General features: G+C 71.8%; 18 protein-coding genes. 1 reads left to right on the forward strand and 17 read right to left on the reverse strand.

The annotated features are described in order from the left end of the window. Window positions 1-25 precede the first annotated feature (25 nt). The 9 genes from trpA to hisI form a co-directional block, all read right to left on the reverse strand. Window positions 26-844: a tryptophan synthase subunit alpha gene (gene trpA, locus IE97_RS0132640; RefSeq protein ID WP_030248609.1), complete on the reverse strand. Its 819-nt coding sequence runs from the start codon at window positions 842-844 to the stop codon at window positions 26-28. After that, window positions 841-2,127: a tryptophan synthase subunit beta gene (gene trpB / locus IE97_RS0132645; RefSeq protein ID WP_030248612.1), complete on the reverse strand. Its 1,287-nt coding sequence runs from the start codon at window positions 2,125-2,127 to the stop codon at window positions 841-843. Before trpB ends, trpA begins: the two co-directional genes overlap by 4 nt. 134 nt (window positions 2,128-2,261) lie before the next feature. Then, window positions 2,262-2,432 carry a tryptophan biosynthesis modulator TrpM gene (gene trpM, locus IE97_RS42625; protein ID WP_199807074.1) on the reverse strand — a complete coding sequence of 57 codons (171 nt, stop codon included), beginning with the start codon at window positions 2,430-2,432 and terminating at the stop codon, window positions 2,262-2,264. 21 nt (window positions 2,433-2,453) lie between these two features. Beyond that, window positions 2,454-3,263 carry an indole-3-glycerol phosphate synthase TrpC gene (trpC, locus tag IE97_RS0132655; RefSeq protein WP_030248615.1) on the reverse strand — a complete coding sequence of 270 codons (810 nt, stop codon included), beginning with the start codon at window positions 3,261-3,263 and terminating at the stop codon, window positions 2,454-2,456. Between the two features lie 140 nt (window positions 3,264-3,403). Continuing rightward, entirely contained in the window at window positions 3,404-3,838 is a 435-nt protein-coding gene (locus IE97_RS0132660; RefSeq protein ID WP_078603458.1) for a DUF2752 domain-containing protein, read from the reverse strand. A gap of 82 nt (window positions 3,839-3,920) precedes the next feature. Next, window positions 3,921-4,172 (reverse strand): HGxxPAAW family protein, encoded by a 252-nt coding sequence (locus tag IE97_RS0132665; RefSeq protein WP_030248620.1) that lies wholly within the window; start codon window positions 4,170-4,172, stop codon window positions 3,921-3,923. 120 nt (window positions 4,173-4,292) lie between these two features. Beyond that, on the reverse strand, window positions 4,293-4,934 hold the full coding sequence (locus tag IE97_RS0132670) for a TIGR02234 family membrane protein (RefSeq protein ID WP_030248623.1): 642 nt from the start codon (window positions 4,932-4,934) through the stop codon (window positions 4,293-4,295). Between the two features lie 41 nt (window positions 4,935-4,975). Continuing rightward, window positions 4,976-6,457, reverse strand: coding sequence for an anthranilate synthase component I (locus tag IE97_RS0132675; protein WP_030248625.1), 1,482 nt, complete (start codon window positions 6,455-6,457; stop codon window positions 4,976-4,978). Between the two features lie 11 nt (window positions 6,458-6,468). Then, window positions 6,469-6,912: a phosphoribosyl-AMP cyclohydrolase gene (gene hisI / locus IE97_RS38840; RefSeq protein WP_078603462.1), complete on the reverse strand. Its 444-nt coding sequence runs from the start codon at window positions 6,910-6,912 to the stop codon at window positions 6,469-6,471. A 140-nt stretch (window positions 6,913-7,052) separates the two neighbouring features. Here hisI and IE97_RS0132685 point away from each other — a divergent pair, with 140 nt between their 5' ends. Next, entirely contained in the window at window positions 7,053-7,688 is a 636-nt protein-coding gene (locus tag IE97_RS0132685) for a TIGR03085 family metal-binding protein (protein ID WP_030248631.1), read from the forward strand. 16 nt (window positions 7,689-7,704) lie between these two features. On the opposite strand, the gene hisF is transcribed toward IE97_RS0132685, so the two are convergent. Genes hisF through hisD form a run of 8 tightly spaced genes read right to left on the reverse strand, consistent with a single transcriptional unit; the run spans window position 7,705 to window position 13,418 of the window. Beyond that, complete coding sequence (gene hisF / locus IE97_RS0132690; RefSeq protein ID WP_030248634.1) at window positions 7,705-8,460, reverse strand: imidazole glycerol phosphate synthase subunit HisF; 756 nt, start codon at window positions 8,458-8,460, stop codon at window positions 7,705-7,707. Then, window positions 8,457-8,861 (reverse strand): RidA family protein, encoded by a 405-nt coding sequence (locus IE97_RS0132695; RefSeq protein ID WP_030248636.1) that lies wholly within the window; start codon window positions 8,859-8,861, stop codon window positions 8,457-8,459. Before IE97_RS0132695 ends, hisF begins: the two co-directional genes overlap by 4 nt. Next, the gene (priA, locus tag IE97_RS0132700) at window positions 8,858-9,583 is read right to left on the reverse strand and encodes a bifunctional 1-(5-phosphoribosyl)-5-((5-phosphoribosylamino)methylideneamino)imidazole-4-carboxamide isomerase/phosphoribosylanthranilate isomerase PriA (protein WP_030248645.1); all 726 of its coding nucleotides are present in this window, start codon (window positions 9,581-9,583) and stop codon (window positions 8,858-8,860) included. The genes IE97_RS0132695 and priA overlap by 4 nt, the downstream gene beginning before the upstream one ends. Then, window positions 9,580-10,242 carry an imidazole glycerol phosphate synthase subunit HisH gene (gene hisH / locus IE97_RS0132705; RefSeq protein WP_030248647.1) on the reverse strand — a complete coding sequence of 221 codons (663 nt, stop codon included), beginning with the start codon at window positions 10,240-10,242 and terminating at the stop codon, window positions 9,580-9,582. Before hisH ends, priA begins: the two co-directional genes overlap by 4 nt. Next, complete coding sequence (locus IE97_RS42630) at window positions 10,239-10,403, reverse strand: hypothetical protein (RefSeq protein WP_030248648.1); 165 nt, start codon at window positions 10,401-10,403, stop codon at window positions 10,239-10,241. Before IE97_RS42630 ends, hisH begins: the two co-directional genes overlap by 4 nt. Further along, window positions 10,400-10,993 (reverse strand): imidazoleglycerol-phosphate dehydratase HisB, encoded by a 594-nt coding sequence (hisB, locus tag IE97_RS0132715; protein ID WP_030248649.1) that lies wholly within the window; start codon window positions 10,991-10,993, stop codon window positions 10,400-10,402. Before hisB ends, IE97_RS42630 begins: the two co-directional genes overlap by 4 nt. Next, window positions 10,990-12,096 (reverse strand): histidinol-phosphate transaminase, encoded by a 1,107-nt coding sequence (locus tag IE97_RS0132720; RefSeq protein ID WP_030248650.1) that lies wholly within the window; start codon window positions 12,094-12,096, stop codon window positions 10,990-10,992. Before IE97_RS0132720 ends, hisB begins: the two co-directional genes overlap by 4 nt. Beyond that, a complete protein-coding gene (hisD, locus tag IE97_RS0132725; RefSeq protein WP_030248651.1) occupies window positions 12,093-13,418 on the reverse strand; it encodes a histidinol dehydrogenase in 1,326 nt (441 codons plus the stop codon). The genes IE97_RS0132720 and hisD overlap by 4 nt, the downstream gene beginning before the upstream one ends. Window positions 13,419-13,455: the final 37 nt, after the last annotated feature.

Here is a 13,455-nt window from a genome sequence, read left to right on the forward strand (position 1 = left end):
GGGACCCGTATGACTACCCGGTTTCTTACGCCTGTCGGCGGACGCCCTTGGCGAGGTCGCCCGCCAGGGCGCGGACGGCCTCGACACCGGCCGCGTCGTCCGGGGCGTCCAGCATGGCCTTGACGAAGGCCGAGCCGACGATCACGCCGTCGGCGAAGCCGGCGACCTCGGCGGCCTGGGCGGCGTTGGAGACGCCGAGCCCGACGCAGACGGGCAGGTCGGTCCCCGTGGCCCGGGTGCGTCCCACCAGGTCCTCGGCCTGCGAGCTGACCGACGCGCGGGTGCCCGTGACACCCATGAGGGAGGCGGCGTAGACGAAGCCGCTGCCCGCCGCGGTGATCTGCGCGAGCCGCTCGTCCTTGCTGCTGGGGGCGACGACGAAGACGGTGGCGAGCCCGTGCTTCTCCGCGTGCTCCCTCCAGAGCGCGGACTCCTGCACGGGCAGGTCGGGCAGGATGCACCCGGCGCCGCCCGCCTCGGCGAGCTCGGCGGTGAACCGCTCGACGCCGTAGCGGTCGATGGGGTTCCAGTACGTCATCACGAGGACAGGCTTGCCGGTGGCCGCGTGCGCCTCGCGGACCGTGCGCATCACGTCGGCGATCTTCACGCCGCCGCGCAGGGCGATGTCGTCTGCGGTCTGGATGACGGGGCCGTCGAGGACGGGGTCGCTGTGCGGCAGACCGACCTCGACGACGTCGGCGCCGCCGTCCAGGACGGCCTTGATCGCCTCGATGCCGCCGTCCACGGTCGGGAAACCGGCCGGGAGGTAGGCGATGAGGGCGGAGCGCCCTTCGGACTTCGCCGTGGCGAGGGTGTCCGTCAACAGCTGAATGTTGCCGCTCACTTGGCGTCTCCCTCGATCTCGGCGGTGTCGGCGTCCGCGTCGGCGGCGACCTCGGCGTCGGTGTCGTAGAGGCCGAAGTAGCGGGCGGCGGTGTCCATGTCCTTGTCGCCGCGGCCGGACAGGTTGACCACGATCAGCCCGTCCTTGCCCAGCTCCCTGCCGACCTCGAGGGCGCCGGCCAGGGCGTGGGCGCTTTCGATGGCCGGGATGATGCCCTCGGTGCGGGACAGCAGGCGCAGGGCCCGCATGGCCGCGTCGTCGGTGACCGCGCGGTACTCGCCGCGGCCGGAGTCCTTCAGGTAGGAGTGCTCCGGGCCGATGCCCGGGTAGTCCAGGCCGGCCGAGATCGAGTACGGCTCGGTGATCTGGCCCTCGTCGTCCTGGAGGACGTAGGAGCGGGAGCCGTGCAGGATGCCGGGCTCACCGGCGGTGAGGGTGGCGGCGTGCTCACCGGTCTCGACGCCGTGGCCCGCGGGTTCGCAGCCGATGAGGCGGACGGACTCGTCGGGGATGAAGGCGTGGAAGAGGCCGATGGCGTTGGAGCCGCCGCCGACGCAGGCGACGGCCGCGTCGGGGAGGCGTCCGGCGCGCTCCAGGAGCTGGCGGCGGGTCTCGACGCCGATGACGCGGTGGAAGTCGCGGACCATGGCCGGGAAGGGGTGGGGGCCGGCGACGGTGCCGAAGAGGTAGTGGGTGTGGTCGACGTTGGCGACCCAGTCGCGGAAGGCCTCGTTGATGGCGTCCTTGAGCGTGCGGCTGCCGGACTTCACGGCGATGACCTCGGCGCCGAGCATGCGCATGCGGGCGACGTTGAGGGCCTGGCGCTGGGTGTCGATCTCGCCCATGTAGATCGTGCAGTCGAGGCCGAAGAGCGCGCAGGCGGTGGCCGTGGCGACGCCGTGCTGGCCGGCGCCCGTCTCGGCGATGACGCGGGTCTTGCCCATGCGCTTGGTGAGCAGGGCCTGACCGAGGACGTTGTTGATCTTGTGGGAGCCGGTGTGGTTGAGGTCCTCGCGCTTGAGGAAGACCCGGGCGCCACCGGCGTGCTCGGCGAACCGGGGCACTTCGGTGAGCGCCGACGGGCGGCCGGTGTAGTTGACCAGGAGGTCGTCGAGTTCCCTGGCGAACTCGGGGTCGTGCTTGGCCTTGTCGTACTCGACGGCGACCTCGTCGACGGCGGCGACGAGGGCCTCCGGGATGAACTTGCCGCCGAACGCCCCGAAGTAGCCTTCGGGGCTGGGGGTCTGACCCTCGGGGTCGGGGATGAAGAACTGGCTGGGCATGCGAATACCTCACGGTGAGTGTGTTTGGGTGCACCAATCGCCGTGGGGGCGGGGTTGTCAGTTGGCTGCGGGACCGTTGTGGCTGGTCGCGCCCGCGCGGCGGTAGCCGCACGTCAAACAGAGCCCCGCGCCCCCTAAAGGCAGGGGCGCTGCCATCGCATGCCGTTGACCTGGCCCGGCTCGTCACCGATGACGTACCGGACCCGGCGGCCGTGTACGCGGCGCGCGGGAGCACGGCAGCCGCGGGGGCGGCAGCCGCGCGCGAGGCGGGCGTACCGGTCCACGGTCGTCATGGTGGGAGTCATCGGGGCAAGCCTAGCGGGTGATCAGCTCCGGCCGTGCCGGATTGCGGGGTGTTCTCCGGCCGCCACCAGGTCGGCCACCGCCGCCTTGGGGTCCCTGCCGGTGACGAGGGACTCGCCGACCAGGACCGCGTCGGCGCCGGCGTTGGCGTAGGCGATGAGGTCGTGGGGGCCGCGGACGCCGGACTCGGCGATCTTGATGATGTGGTCCGGGATCTCCGGTGCCACACGCTCGAAGGTGCCGCGGTCCACCTCGAGGGTCTTGAGGTTGCGCGCGTTGACGCCGATCACGCGGGCGCCCGCGTCGACCGCGCGCTCCACCTCGTCCTCGTCGTGCACCTCGACGAGCGGCGTGAGCCCGATGGACTCGGCACGCTCGATGAGGGACTCCAAGGCGGGCTGGTCGAGGGCGGCGACGATCAGCAGGACGACGTCGGCGCCGTAGGCCCGGGCCTCCCACAGCTGGTACGACGTGACGATGAAGTCCTTGCGCAGGACCGGGATGTCCACGCGGGCGCGGACGGCCTCCAGGTCGGCGAGCGAACCGCCGAACCGGCGCTGTTCCGTGAGGACGGAGATGACGGCCGCGCCGCCCGCCTCGTAGTCCGCGGCGAGGCCGGCCGGGTCGGCGATGGCGGCCAGCGCGCCCTTGGAGGGGCTGGAGCGCTTGACCTCGCAGATCACCTTGACACCGTCGCCGCGCAGGGCGGCCACGCCGTCCTTGGCCGCGGGAGCCTTCGCCGCGCGCTCCTTGAGCTCGTCGAGGCTGACGCGTGCCTGCCGCTCCGCGAGGTCGGCACGGACTCCGTCGATGATCTCGTCGAGCACACTCACGCGAGCGGCCCCCTTCCAGACGCTTGACAGTTCCAGCGACCGATCGAGAACCGATGGTCACTGCGATGGTATCCGCAGCGGGGCGTAGGCCCCGCATCCGGTTGACGGCCGGTCCCAATACCTGGACAGCCGCCCGTGGATCAAGGGTGGAGCCAGCCGCCGAAGGGCAGGTTCCGGACAACCGTGAAGACCAGCAGCAACGCGCCCAGGCTCCACACCAGCCCCGGGCGGGGGTCGATCCGCAGCGGGCGTCCGCGGACCGCGTGGACCACCCATACGGTCCAGAGCGCGGCGAAGGCCAGATAGCCGAGGACGGCGATCGCGTTGGCGTGCAGTGCCGCCGGGAGGTCGCCGTGGACGAACGCGTGCGCGCTGCGCAGTCCGCCGCAGCCTGGGCAGTACAGGCCCGTGTACCTCAGGAGCGGGCAGGCGGGGTAGTGGCCGGGTTCGTTCGGGTCCACCGCTCCCACGTAGGCGAAGGCGGCGGCGACGGCCGTGAGCACCCCGGCGGGGACGATCAGGCGGCCCGGGACACTCCGCGTCATCCTTCGGCTGTCGGCGTTCACGCTACGCATTGTGCCCCGCACACGCGTGAGGGGCGGCCCCGGCACCAGTGCCGGCCGCCCCTTGTGCGACCACGCGGTGTTCCGCCGGGGATCAGCCCTCGGCGCGCGCCGGCTCGCGGTCGCCCGTCATCTGGTGCGGCTGGTGCAGGTCCTTGGGCTGGCCCAGGCCCATCATCCGCATGATGCCGCCGACGACACCGCCGAGCAGCACGACCACCATGCCCGCCCAGAAGCCCGCCGGCTGGTCCATCACCATGAACGCGCCCGCGACGCAGAAACCGATGAAGGCGATCGTGACACCGGTCCAGGCGGCCGGGGTGTGACCGTGGCTGCTGCCCGCCATTGCTTGCTCCTCGTTGCTGTGTGCGTGTCTGAGCAGGACGCTCGCGCTCATTGTCCCGCACGCGCGGTTGAGCGGTGAGCGGGGGTGCTCCTCGGCGGTCCGCGCTCCCGGTGCCGGCGCTCAGGCCCCGGTGGGGTCCTCGCCCCGGTCCAGTGCCTTCCACAGGTCCTCGGGCCGGTCCGGGTCGACGGCGGGGGCCTTGCGGCGCGGCCGGGGCACGCCGTCCCGCTCGTAGCGGCCGGACATCGCGGGCCACAGCCGGCCGTAGCGCAGGGCGAGCAGCCCGGCCAGGAGGAGCAGGACGCCACCGAGGGCCGCGACGTACGGCCAGGCGGTGTGGGTCAGGGCGTCGACGGAGGCGGAGGTGTCACCGGAGGCCTCGGCGGCCTTCTCGTCGAGGGCGGAGCCGTCGGAGGCGCCGAACAGGGCGGCCGCGACGGTGCCCGCGCCGGCCAGCGCCAGCAGGGCGGCCACGACGACCCGGCCGGCGCGGCGGACGGCGAAGACGGCGACGAGCGCGGCGAGGCCCACTATGGCGAGCGCCGCGGGGACGCCCGTGACGTCGCTGCCCTTGGCGGTCAGGGGGAAGTCGCCACCGGCCACCGTCGCGGTGCCCGCCACCCAGCGCTGCCGGGTGGCGAGGAGCGCCACGGCCGCGCCGAGCGCGCCGGCGAGGAGCGCCACGGCGAGGCTCAGGCGGCCGGCCCGGGTGGATCCGGCGGCTTGGGAACGGGAGGGAGGTACAGCAGTCACATACCCCACTATCGCTTGAACCCCGGGCGAACCGTCACCCGGGGTTCGCCTCACGCCTCGCCCAACCGGTTCGCGGTGTGCACGGCCCGCAGGACCGCCGCCGCCTTGTTGCGGCACTCGGTGTCCTCGGCGACCGGGTCGGAGTCGGCGACGATGCCCGCGCCGGCCTGCACGTACGCGGTGCCGTCGCGGAGGAGGGCGGTGCGGATGGCGATGGCGGTGTCGGAGTCGCCGGCGAAGTCGAGGTAGCCGACGCAGCCGCCGTACAGCCCGCGCCGGGACGGTTCGAGTTCGTCGATGATCTGCATGGCGCGGGGCTTCGGGGCGCCGGAGAGGGTGCCGGCCGGGAAGCAGGCGGTCAGTACGTCGAAGGCCGTGCGGCCGGGGGCGACCCGTCCCGTCACCGTCGAGACGATGTGCATCACGTGCGAGTACCGCTCGACGGACATGAAGTCGACGACCTCGACGGAGCCGGGTTCGCAGACCCGCCCCAGGTCGTTGCGGCCCAGGTCGACGAGCATGAGGTGCTCGGCGCGCTCCTTGGGGTCGGCGAGCAGTTCGTCGGCGAGGGCCTGGTCCTCCTGCGGGGTGGCGCCGCGCCAGCGGGTGCCGGCGATGGGGTGGACCATGGCCCGGCCGTCCTCGACCTTGACCAGGGCCTCGGGCGAGGAGCCGACGACGTCGAAGCCGTCGAAGCGGAACAGGTACATGTACGGCGACGGGTTGGTCGTCCTCAGGACCCGGTAGACGTCCAGGGCGCTCGCCGTGCAGGGGGTCTCGAAGCGCTGGGAGGGCACCACCTGGAAGGCCTCGCCGGCCCGGATGCGCTCCTTGATGTCCTCGACGGCCTCCTGGAAGTCGGGGCCTCCCCACAGGGCCGTGTAGTCGGGGACTTCGGAGGGCGGGAGCGCGGCCGGGGGCTGGGCGACCGCGCGGGACAGGTCGGCCTGCATGGCGTCGAGGCGGGCGACGGCGTCGGCGTAGGCCTCGTCGACGCCGGTGTCCAGGTCGTTGTGGTTGATCGCGTTGGCGATCAGCAGGACGGAGCCCTCCCAGTGGTCCATGACGGCGAGGTCGCTGGTCAGGAGCATGGTCAGCTCGGGCAGTTTCAGGTCGTCGCGCTCGCCGGGGCCGATCTTCTCCAGGCGGCGGACGATGTCGTAGCCGAGGTAGCCGACCATGCCGCCGGTGAAGGGCGGCAGGCCTTCGTGGTGGGGGGTGTGCAGGGCCTCGACGGTGGCGCGCAGCGCGGCGAGGGGGTCACCGTCGACGGGGACGCCGACGGGCGGGGTGCCGAGCCAGTGCGCCTGCCCGTCGCGCTCGGTCAGCGTGGCGGCGCTGCGGACACCCACGAAGGAGTAGCGGGACCAGGAGCGGCCGTTCTCCGCGGACTCCAGCAGGAAGGTGCCGGGGCGTTCGGCGGCGAGCTTGCGGTAGAGCGCGACCGGGGTGTCGCCGTCGGCGAGGAGCTTGCGGGTGACCGGGATGACCCGCCGGTCGGTGGCGAGCTTGCGGAACGTCTCGAGGTCCATGGCGGCTGACCTTACTGATCCGTCGGGGCGGGGTCGCAGCCGCCGTCCTTGAGCAGCACGTCCGCGTCGAAGCAGGTGCGGGCTCCCGTGTGGCAGGCGGCTCCGACCTGGTCGACCTTCACCAGGACGGTGTCGGCGTCGCAGTCGAGGGCGACGGACTTGACCCACTGGAAGTGGCCGGAGGTGTCTCCCTTGACCCAGTACTCCTGGCGGCTGCGCGACCAGTACGTGCACCGGCCGGTGGTCAGGGTGCGGTGCAGCGCCTCGTCGTCCATCCAGCCGAGCATCAGCACCTCTCCGGTGTCGTACTGCTGGGCGATGGCGGGCAGGAGGCCGTCGGCGCTGCGCTTGAGGCGGGCGGCGATCTCCGGGGCGAGGCGGCTGGATGGAGCACTGTGGCGCGAAGCGCCTCCCTGAGGGGTGGTGGCCGGGCGACGGGCGGGCGTGCTGGTCATGCCGACCATTGTGCCGCGCGCCACCGACAGGCCAGGTGGAGTGTCCACTGATCGGAAGGAGGGGGTGCGAAGCGCCTCAATGGGGGGTGGTGGCCGGGTGACGGGTGGGCGGACCCGGCGCGCGGCCGTAGGCTGGCCGCATGTCGACCCATGCCAAGCGTGAACGACTTCTCCTCGCCGACCTGTTGGAGACCGCGGGCCCGGACGCGCCCACTCTGTGCGAGGGCTGGACGACCCGGGACCTCGCCGCGCACGTGGTGGTGCGCGAACGCCGCCCCGACGCCGCCGGCGGGATGCTGATCAAGCAGCTCGCGCCGCGTCTGGACCGGGTGATGGCGGAGTACACGGACAAGCCGTACGAGGAGCTGATCCAGCTGATCCGTACGGGCCCGCCCCGCTTCTCGCCCTTCTCGCTCAAGCCGGTCGACGAGGCGTCGAACATCATCGAGTTCTACGTCCACGCGGAGGACGTCCGCCGCGCCCAGCCGGACTGGTCCCCGCGCGAGCTCGACCCGGTGTTCCAGGACGCCCTGTGGTCCCGGCTGGAGCGCACCGCCCGCCTGATGGGCCGGGGCGTCCCGACGGGCCTGGTGCTGCGCCGCCCGGACGGCCAGACGGTGGTCGCCCATCGCGGCACGCCGGTGGTCACGGTGACCGGCGAGCCGTCCGAGCTGGTGCTGTTCTCGTACGGCCGGCAGAGCCAGGCCAAGGTGGACCTGGACGGCGACGAGGACGCGATCGCGAAGCTGCACGAGACGAAGCAGCTGGGGATCTGAGCCCGGGGGCCGGGCATCACCTCACGGGGTGTCCGGCCTCCCTCAGCGTCTCCTTGACCTGGCCGATCCGCAGGTCCCCGAAGTGGAACACCGACGCGGCCAGGACGGCGTCCGCGCCCGCCTCGATGGCCGGGGGGAAGTCCGTCAGCCTGCCCGCGCCGCCCGAGGCGATGACCGGGACGGTGACGTGCTTGCGTACGGCCCGGATCATCTCGAGGTCGTAGCCGTCCTTGGTGCCGTCCGCGTCCATCGAGTTGAGCAGGATCTCGCCGGCGCCCAGCTCGGCGGCCCGGTGCGCCCACTCGACGGCGTCGATGCCGGTGCCGCGGCGGCCGCCGTGGGTGGTCACCTCGAAGGAGCCCGACTCGGTGCGGCGGGCGTCCACCGAGAGGACCAGGACCTGGCGGCCGAAGCGTTCGGCGATCTCGCGGATCAGGTCGGGGCGGGCGATCGCGGCCGTGTTGACGCCGACCTTGTCCGCGCCGGCCCGCAGCAGCTTGTCGACGTCCTCGGCGGTGCGCACGCCGCCGCCGACGGTGAGCGGGATGAACACCTGCTCGGCCGTGCGGCGCACCACGTCGTACGTGGTCTCGCGGTTGCCCGACGAGGCGGTGATGTCCAGGAACGTCAGCTCGTCGGCGCCCTCGGCGTCGTACACCTTGGCCATCTCGACCGGGTCGCCCGCGTCGCGCAGGTTCTGGAAGTTGACGCCCTTGACGACCCGGCCGTTGTCGACGTCCAGGCAGGGGATGACTCGGACCGCCAGGGTCATGAGGTCACGGCTCCTCTGAATGCTTCTATTTCCACGGACACCAGCACGCGCGGATCGATGAACCCCTGCACCACCAGGAAGGTCGCGACCGGGCGCGCGGTGTCGAACAGTTCCTTGTGGGCGCGGCCCACCTCTTCGATGTCACGCGTGTGTGCCAGGTACATGCGCGTACGGATCACGGCCCCGGGGCCGAGCCCGAACTCGGCGATCGCGTCGAGTGCGCTGGTGAAGGCCACCTTCGCCTGCTCGTACGGGTCGCCCTCCCCGTACAGCACGCTGCCCTTGAAGGACGTGGTGCCCGCCACCAGCACGTGGTCGCCCGCCGCGACGGCACGTGCAAAACCGAAGGACTCTTCCCAGGGACTTCCGCTCTGCACCCGCCGCACGGCTTCCGACGTCATGACGACACTGCCTCCAGGGCTTCTTCGAGAGTGAACGCCTTCGCGTACAGCGCCTTCCCTACGATCGCGCCCTCGACACCGGCGGGGACGAGGCCGGCGATGGCCCGGAGGTCGTCCAGTGAGGACACGCCGCCGGAGGCCACGACCGGGCGGTCGGTGGCGGCGCAGACGTTCCTCAGCAGTTCCAGGTTCGGGCCCTGGAGGGTGCCGTCCTTGGCGATGTCCGTGACGACGTAGCGGGCGCAGCCCTCCTTGTTGAGGCGCTCCAGCGTCTCGTACAGGTCGCCGCCGTCCCGGGTCCAGCCGCGGCCGCGCAGGGTGGTGCCGCGGACGTCGAGACCGACCGCGATCTTGTCGCCGTGCTCGGCGATGACCTTGGCGACCCATTCGGGAGTCTCCAGGGCGGCCGTGCCGAGGTTCACCCGGGTGCAGCCGGTGGCCAGGGCGGCGGCGAGGGTGTCGTCGTCGCGGATGCCGCCGGACAGCTCCACCTTGATGTCCATCGCCCCCGCGACCTCGGCGATCAGCTCGCGGTTGTTCCCGGTGCCGAACGCGGCGTCCAGGTCGACCAGGTGCAGCCACTCGGCGCCGGAGCGCTGCCAGGCGAGGGCGGCCTCCAGTGGGGAGCCGTAGGAGGTCTCCGTGCCGGACTCGCCGTGCACCAGGCGGACGGCCTGGCCGTCACGGACGTCGACGGCGGGGAGGAGTTCGAGCTTGCTCACAGTGTTCCGATCCAGTTGGTGAGGAGCTGGGCTCCGGCGTCGCCGGACTTCTCGGGGTGGAACTGGGTGGCCCACAGGGCGCCGTTCTCGACGGCCGCGACGAACGGCTTGCCGTGTGTGGACCAGGTGACCTTGGGGGCCTCGATCGCCGGGTTGTGGGTCTCCAGCGACCAGTCGTGGACAGCGTAGGAGTGCACGAAGTAGAAGCGGGCGTCCGCGTCCAGGCCGGCGAAGAGCTGCGAGCCGGGCGCCGCCTCCACGGTGTTCCAGCCCATGTGGGGCACGACCTCGGCCTGGAGCGGCTCGACGGAGCCGGGCCACTCGTCGAGGCCCTCGCTCTCCACGCCGTGCTCGATGCCGCGCGCGAAGAGGATCTGCATGCCGACGCAGATGCCCATGACCGGGCGGCCGCCGGAGAGCCGGCGGTCGACGATCCAGTCGCCGCGCGCCTCGCGCAGACCGGTCATGCAGGAGGCGAAGGCGCCGACGCCCGGCACGAGCAGGCCGTCGGCGTTCATGGCCTTGTCGTAGTCACGCGTGATCTCGACGTCGGCTCCCGCGCGGGCGAGGGCACGCTCGGCGGAGCGGACGTTACCGAAGCCGTAGTCGAAGACGACTACCTTCTTCTGCTTGTTCTGCGTCTTCCGGGGGGCGCTCAATTCCACACCTCCAGCCTGAGGACACCTGCCGTCAGGCACATCGCGGCACCGATCGACAGCAGCACGATCAGGCCCTTGGGCATCTTCTGCTTGACGAAGGAGTAGATCCCGCCGACCAGGAACAGGCCGACGACGATCAGCAGGGTCGAGATGCCGTTCACAGGGCGCCCTTCGTGGACGGGAGGATGCCGGCCGCGCGCGGGTCGCGCTCGGACGCATAACGCAGCGCCCGGGCCAGGGCCTTGAACTGGCACTCCACGATGTGGTGGGCGTTGCGCCCGTAGGGCACGTGCACGTGCAGCGCGATCTGGGCCTGGGCCACGAAGGACTCCAGGATGTGCCGCGTCATGGTGGTGTCGTACTCGCCGATCATCGGCGCCATCTTCTCGGGCTCGGTGTGCACGAGGTAGGGGCGGCCGGACAGGTCGACGGTGACCTGGGCGAGGGACTCGTCCAGCGGGACCGTGCAGTTGCCGAAGCGGTAGATGCCGACCTTGTCGCCGAGGGCCTGCTTGAAGGCGGCGCCGAGGGCGAGGGCGGTGTCCTCGATGGTGTGGTGCGAGTCGATGTGCAGGTCGCCCTCGGTCTTCACGGTCAGGTCGAACAGACCGTGCCGGCCGAGCTGGTCGAGCATGTGGTCGTAGAAGCCGACGCCGGTGGAGATCTCCGTCTTGCCGGTGCCGTCGAGGTCGATCTCGACGAGGACCGTGGTCTCCTTGGTCGTCCGCTCCACGCGTCCGGTGCGGCTCATGAACTCTGCTCCTTCTTCAGTGCACGTACCGCGTCCAGGAACGCGTCGTTCTCTTCGGGGGTTCCGGCGGACACCCGCAGCCATCCGGGGATGCCGTTGTCGCGGACCAGAACGCCCTGGTCGAGGATCTTCCGCCAGGCCGTGTGCGCGTCCTCGAACCTGCCGAACTGCACGAAGTTGGCGTCGGACTCGACGACCTCGTAGCCGGTCGCGCGCAGTTCGGTGACCAGGCGGTCCCGCTCGGCCTTGAGCTGCTCGACGTAGCCCAGCAGCGTGTCGGTGTGCTCCAGGGCGGCCAGGGCGGTCGCCTGGGTGACGGCCGACAGGTGGTAGGGCAGCCGGACGAGCTGGACGGCGTCGACGACGGCCGGGTGCGCGGCGAGGTAGCCGAGGCGCAGGCCCGCCGCGCCGAACGCCTTCGACATGGTGCGGGAGATGACGAGGTTCGGGCGTCCCTGAAGCAGCGGCAGCAGCGAGTCGCCGTGGCTGAACTCGATGTACGCCTCGTCGACCACGACCATCGACGGCTTGGCCGCCTGGGCGGCCTCGTACAGCGCGAGGACGGTCTCGGGCGGGACCGCGTTGCCGGTGGGGTTGTTGGGGGTGGTGACGAAGACGACGTCCGGCTGGTTCTCGGCGATGGCCTGCTCGGCGGCGGCGAGGTCGATCGTGAAGTCGTCGCCCCGGGGGCCGGAGATCCAGCCCGTGCCGGTGCCGCGCGCGATGAGCCCGTGCATCGAGTACGACGGTTCGAAGCCGATCGCGGTGCGGCCCGGCCCGCCGAAGGTCTGCAGCAGCTGCTGGATGACCTCGTTGGAGCCGTTGGCCGCCCAGACGTTGGCGAGGCCGACCTGGTAGCCGGAGGTGTCGGTGAGGTACTCGGCCAGCCGCGTGCGCAGCTCGACCGCGTCCCGGTCCGGGTAGCGGTTGAGGTTCCGGGCGGCCTCACGGACCCGCTCGGCGATGCGCTCGACGAGGGGCTCGGGCAGCGGGTAGGGGTTCTCGTTGGTGTTCAGCCGTACGGGGACGTCCAGCTGGGGCGCGCCGTAGGGGGACTTGCCGCGCAGCTCGTCCCGTACGGGGAGATCGTCGATGCCTGTCACTTGCCCTGGGGAACCTTCCAGTCGAACCTCGCCTTGATCGCCGCGCCGTGTGCCGGCAGGTCCTCCGCCTCGGCCAGCGTCACCACGTGGTGCGCGACGTCGGCCAGCGCGTCCTTCGTGTAGTCGACGATGTGGATGCCGCGCAGGAAGGACTGGACCGACAGGCCGGAGGAGTGGCAGGCGCAGCCGCCGGTGGGCAGGACGTGGTTGGAGCCGGCCGCGTAGTCGCCGAGGGAGACCGGTGCCCAGGGGCCGATGAAGATCGCGCCGGCGTTGCGGACCCGGTCGGCCACGGCCGCGGCGTCCGCCGTCTGGATCTCCAGGTGCTCGGCGCCGTACGCGTCGACCACCCTGAGGCCCTCGTCGATGCCGTCGACCAGCACGATCGCGGACTGCTTGCCGGACAGCGCCGGGACGATCCGGTCGTCGACGTGCTTGGTGGCCGCGACCTGCGGCTCCAGCTCCTTCTCGACGGCGTCCGCGAGGTCGGCGGAGTCGGTGACCAGGACGGCGGCGGCCAGCGGGTCGTGCTCGGCCTGGCTGATCAGGTCGGAGGCGACGTGCACCGGGTCGGCCGTGTCGTCGGCGAGGATCGCGATCTCGGTCGGGCCGGCCTCGGTGTCGATGCCGATCCTGCCGGTGAAGTAGCGCTTGGCGGCGGCCACCCAGATGTTGCCGGGGCCGGTGACCATGTTGGCGGGCGCGCAGGACTCGGTGCCGTAGGCGAACATCGCGACGGCCGTGGCGCCTCCGGCCGCGTACACCTCGTCGACGCCGAGCAGCGCGCAGGCGGCGAGGATCGTGGGGTGCGGCAGGCCGCCGAATTCGTCCTGGGCGGGCGAGGCGAGCGCGATGGACTCGACGCCGGCCTCCTGCGCGGGCACCACGTTCATGATCACGGAGGACGGGTACACCGACCGGCCGCCCGGTGCGTAGAGCCCGACCCGCTCGACCGGAACCCACTTCTCGGTCACGGAGCCACCGGGCACGACCTGGGTGGTGTGCGTGCTCCGGCGCTGCTCGCGGTGGACGGTCCGGGCACGCCGGATGGACTCCTCCAGGGCCGCGCGCACGGCCGGGTCGAGCTCCTCCAGGGCGCGGGTGAGCGCGGCGGCAGGCACCCGCACCTGATCAAGCCTGACGCCGTCGAACCGCTCGGCGAAGTCGATCAGCGCCGCGTCGCCCCGATGATGCACGTCCTCGCAGATCGGACGCACCTTCTCCAGGGCGGCCGCTACGTCGAATTCGGCTCGGGGCAGCAGGTCACGCAGGGCGGGGCCCTCGGGCAGGGCGTCGCCGCGCAGATCGATTCGGGAGATCACGTGCTCAATTCTCTCAGACCCGAATGTCGCGCCGTCC

It is taken from the genome of Streptomyces sp. NRRL S-455 (assembly GCF_000717875.1).
Taxonomy (GTDB): domain Bacteria; phylum Actinomycetota; class Actinomycetes; order Streptomycetales; family Streptomycetaceae; genus Streptomyces.